The 3,474-nt window shown below is 60.7% G+C and carries 2 protein-coding genes; one reads left to right on the top strand and one right to left on the bottom strand.

Translation table 11 applies throughout. The features are described from left to right. Window positions 1-94: 94 nt before the first annotated feature. Window positions 95-2,095: a transketolase gene (gene tkt, locus B4U49_RS00930; RefSeq protein ID WP_078082723.1), complete on the bottom strand. Its 2,001-nt coding sequence runs from the start codon at window positions 2,093-2,095 to the stop codon at window positions 95-97. A gap of 310 nt (window positions 2,096-2,405) precedes the next feature. Here tkt and B4U49_RS00925 point away from each other — a divergent pair, with 310 nt between their 5' ends. Then, window positions 2,406-3,386, top strand: coding sequence for a metalloregulator ArsR/SmtB family transcription factor (locus tag B4U49_RS00925; RefSeq protein ID WP_078082722.1), 981 nt, complete (start codon window positions 2,406-2,408; stop codon window positions 3,384-3,386). The last annotated feature ends 88 nt before the right edge of the window (window positions 3,387-3,474 follow it).

The following is a 3,474-nucleotide window of genomic DNA, read 5'->3' as shown; positions in this document are numbered from 1 at the left end:
CGGCAACATCCCTGTTGCCGACGATCCTGAAAACCCGCCCCCAGCACCTGCCCTTCTATTCAAACCACAGAGCTTCGTTAGCCTGGGCCCGTTATTACTTCAGCAGTCCTTCAACCGCTTCCACAACCTTCTCGGCAGTGATGCCGAAGTGCTTCATCAGGTCACCAGCAGGCGCGGATTCACCGAAGGTCTCCATGCCGATGATGGCACCATCGAAGCCCACGAACTTGTACCAGTAGTCCTTGTGACCGGCTTCCACGGCAACGCGGGCGCGCACATTGGAAGGCAGCACAGATTCGCAGTAGTCGGCGCTCTGGGCGGAGAAGGCTTCGGCACATGGCATGGAAACGACGCGTACCTTGCGGCCAGCGAGCTGGTCGGCAGCGGCTACGGCCAGCTCTACTTCGGAGCCAGTGGCGATGATGATCGCTTCCGGTTCGCCGTCGCTATCGCGCAGGATGTAACCACCCTTCTCGACGTTGGCCAGCTGCTCGTCGGTGCGCGCCTGCGGGGCGAGGCCCTGGCGGCTGAAGATGAGGGCGCTGGGGCCATCGCTGCGGGATACGGCCATTTTCCAGCTCACGGCGGACTCGGTGGCGTCACAGGGGCGCCAGGTCTGCAGGTTCGGGGTGGAACGCAGGGCGGTGAGCTGCTCTACCGGCTGGTGGGTGGGGCCATCTTCGCCGAGGCCGATGGAGTCGTGGGTGTATACAAACACGACCTTCTGTTTCATCAGGGCGGCCATTCGCACGGCGTTGCGGGCGTATTCCATGAACATCAGGAAGGTGGCGCCGTAGGGAACGAAGCCGCCGTGCAGGGCGATGCCGTTCATGATCGCGCTCATGCCGAACTCACGCACGCCGTAGTAAACGTAGTTGCCGGAGGCATCGTCGGCGCTCACACCTTTGGCACCGGACCAGATGGTGAGGTTGGAGCCAGCGAGGTCGGCAGAACCGCCGAGGAATTCTGGCAGCAGCGGGCCGAACGCGTTCAGGGTGTTCTGGCTGGCTTTACGGGAAGCAATCTTGTCGCCGTCAGCCTGGCACTGCTTGATGTAGTCGTCGGCCTTGGCGAGGAAGTCCGCGGGCAGGTCGCCTTTCATGCGGCGCACAAACTCGTCGGCCAGTTCCGGGTGTGCTTCTTTATAGTCTTCGAAGATGTCGTTCCACTCGTCTTCCTGTTCGCCGCCTTTGGCGCGGCCGTCCCAGGCGTGGTACAGGTCTTCGGGGATGACGAAGGGCTCGTGTTTCCAGCCCAGGGTCTCACGTACCAGTGCGATCTCTTCGTCGCCCAGCGGTGCGCCGTGACACTCTTCGCGGCCCTGCTTGTTGGGGGAGCCGAAGCCGATCACGGTCTTGCAGCAAATGATGGTGGGCTTGCCGGTTTCCGCGCGGGCTTCTTCGATGGCAGCTTTGATAGCGGCGGGATCGTGGCCATCCACACCGGGAATCACGTGCCAGCCGTAGGATTCGAAACGCTTCGGGGTGTCGTCGGTGAACCAGCCTTCCACTTCACCGTCGATGGAAATGCCGTTGTCATCGTAGAAGGCGATCAGCTTGCCCAGGCCCAGGGTACCGGCCAGGGAGCAGGCTTCGTGGGAGATGCCTTCCATCAGGCAGCCGTCACCGAGGAAACAGTAGGTGTGGTGATCGACCAGTTCATAGCCTTCGCGGTTGAACTGAGCGGCGAGAACTTTCTCTGCCAGTGCAAAACCCACGGCATTGGTGATGCCCTGCCCCAGTGGACCGGTGGTGGTTTCAACGCCCGGCGCGTAACCGTACTCCGGGTGACCCGGGGTCTTGGAGTGCAGCTGACGGAAGTTCTGCAGCTCGTGAATGGACAGGTCGTAACCTGTCAGGTGCAGCAGGGAATAGAGCAGCATGGAACCGTGGCCATTGGACAGCACGAAGCGGTCGCGGTCCGCCCACTCGGGGTTGGCCGGATTGTGTTTCAGATAGTCGTTCCACAGCACTTCGGCGATATCTGCCATGCCCATGGGCGCGCCCGGGTGGCCGCTTTTGGCTTTCTGAACCGCGTCCATGGACAGGGCGCGGATGGCGTTAGCCTTTTCTGTGCGAGACGGAGTAGAAGACATAGGGATCTCTCGGTTTGGGATCTTCGGTTCATCAGATGCGCTGCGGGCCCGGCTCTGACGGCCAGTTTGCCGCGATTCCTCTTCTGCACCGGCACTGGCCGGCGGCAAAACGGGGGGCGTATTTTCCCGTAATACCCCGCCGGGCGCAAAGGCTGCGAGGCCAATTATTGGGCCTCAGCAGCAACATTTTCCTAATGAATCGCAATATGGGCGCCCTTTGGGGATTTGCCCGCACCTGCATCAAAAAAATTTAATGCATCTAAATCAAAATATTTTGATATAGCGCAGAAGCACTGCTAGACTCCCCGCCATGCTTAACTCCAGTACCCCTAACAGTAGTGCCAGTGCTGAACCTGAATCAGACATCAGCACACAAATTCCGCAGCTGGCGGCGACCTTAAAGGCCGCCGGAGATCCGCTGCGCCTGGAGATACTGCGCCTGCTGGCTCAGGACTCATACAGCGTGCTCGAGCTGTGCCGCATCTTTGACCTGCGCCAGCCCGCGCTTTCCCACCACCTCAAAGTGCTCGCCCAGGCGGGGCTGGTGAGCAAGCGCCGCGAGGGCAACAACCTGTTCTACCGCCGCACCGCGAGCAGTGAGCTGCTGCAGCAGTTGTTTGCCGGCCTGGATCAGCTGCCGCTGACTGAGGCCCGCGCTGATACGGTTGCGCAAATTGCTGTAGAGCGCGCCGAGGCTTCGCGCCGCTTTTTCGCGGACTATGGCAATCGCTTCCGCGAGCAGCAGGAGTTGATCGCCAGTTATAGCGTCTACGGCCCGCAAGTAGCACAGCTGTTGAAACCCGGGCGTCACGCTCTGGAAGTTGGCCCCGGCGAGGGGGAATTTCTGGAGGAGCTGGCGAGCCGTTTCGGTACTGTGACGGCGCTGGACCTGTCGCAGACGATGCTGGAACGGGCACAGGCGTTTGCGGATGAGCAGGGCCTGCAGAACATTGAATTCGTTTGCGATGACACCCGCGCCGCGGCATCTCGCCCGGAAAGTTGCGACGCGATTGTGGTGAATATGGTTTTGCACCACACGCCGGAGCCCGCGCAGATTTTTCACGATCTGCAGAAGTCCCTGAAAGTGGGCGGACAGCTGTTGATTACGGAGCTGCACGATCACAAACAGGACTGGGCGCGGGATGCCTGCGGCGACCTGTGGCTGGGCTTTACTCCGCAACAGTTGATTGAGTGGGCCGCGGATGCCGGCCTACAGAAGGGACGCAGTGAGCACAGTGCCCTGCGCAACGGGTTTCAGATTCAAATTCAGGAGTTTGTTAAGGGATCCTGAGCTTCGCCGCTTCTTTGGAGCTTTGTTTTGGCTTGCGGGCGCCACAGCACCGTGTGCATCTCTTCGGAACCGCTGTGAATACGTCCCT

Source organism: Microbulbifer mangrovi, from assembly GCF_002009015.1.
GTDB lineage: Bacteria > Pseudomonadota > Gammaproteobacteria > Pseudomonadales > Cellvibrionaceae > Microbulbifer > Microbulbifer mangrovi.
Note: the sequence above shows the minus strand (reverse complement) of the source record. Positions and strands in the feature narration are given on the sequence as shown.

Bases quoted from the DNA above. Each gene is read 5' to 3' on its own strand.
- tkt (WP_078082723.1), bottom strand. From the start codon at position 2,095: ATGTCTTCTACTCCGTCTCGCACAGAAAAGGCTAACGCCATCCGCGCC.
- B4U49_RS00925 (WP_078082722.1), top strand. From the start codon at position 2,406: ATGCTTAACTCCAGTACCCCTAACAGTAGTGCCAGTGCTGAACCTGAA.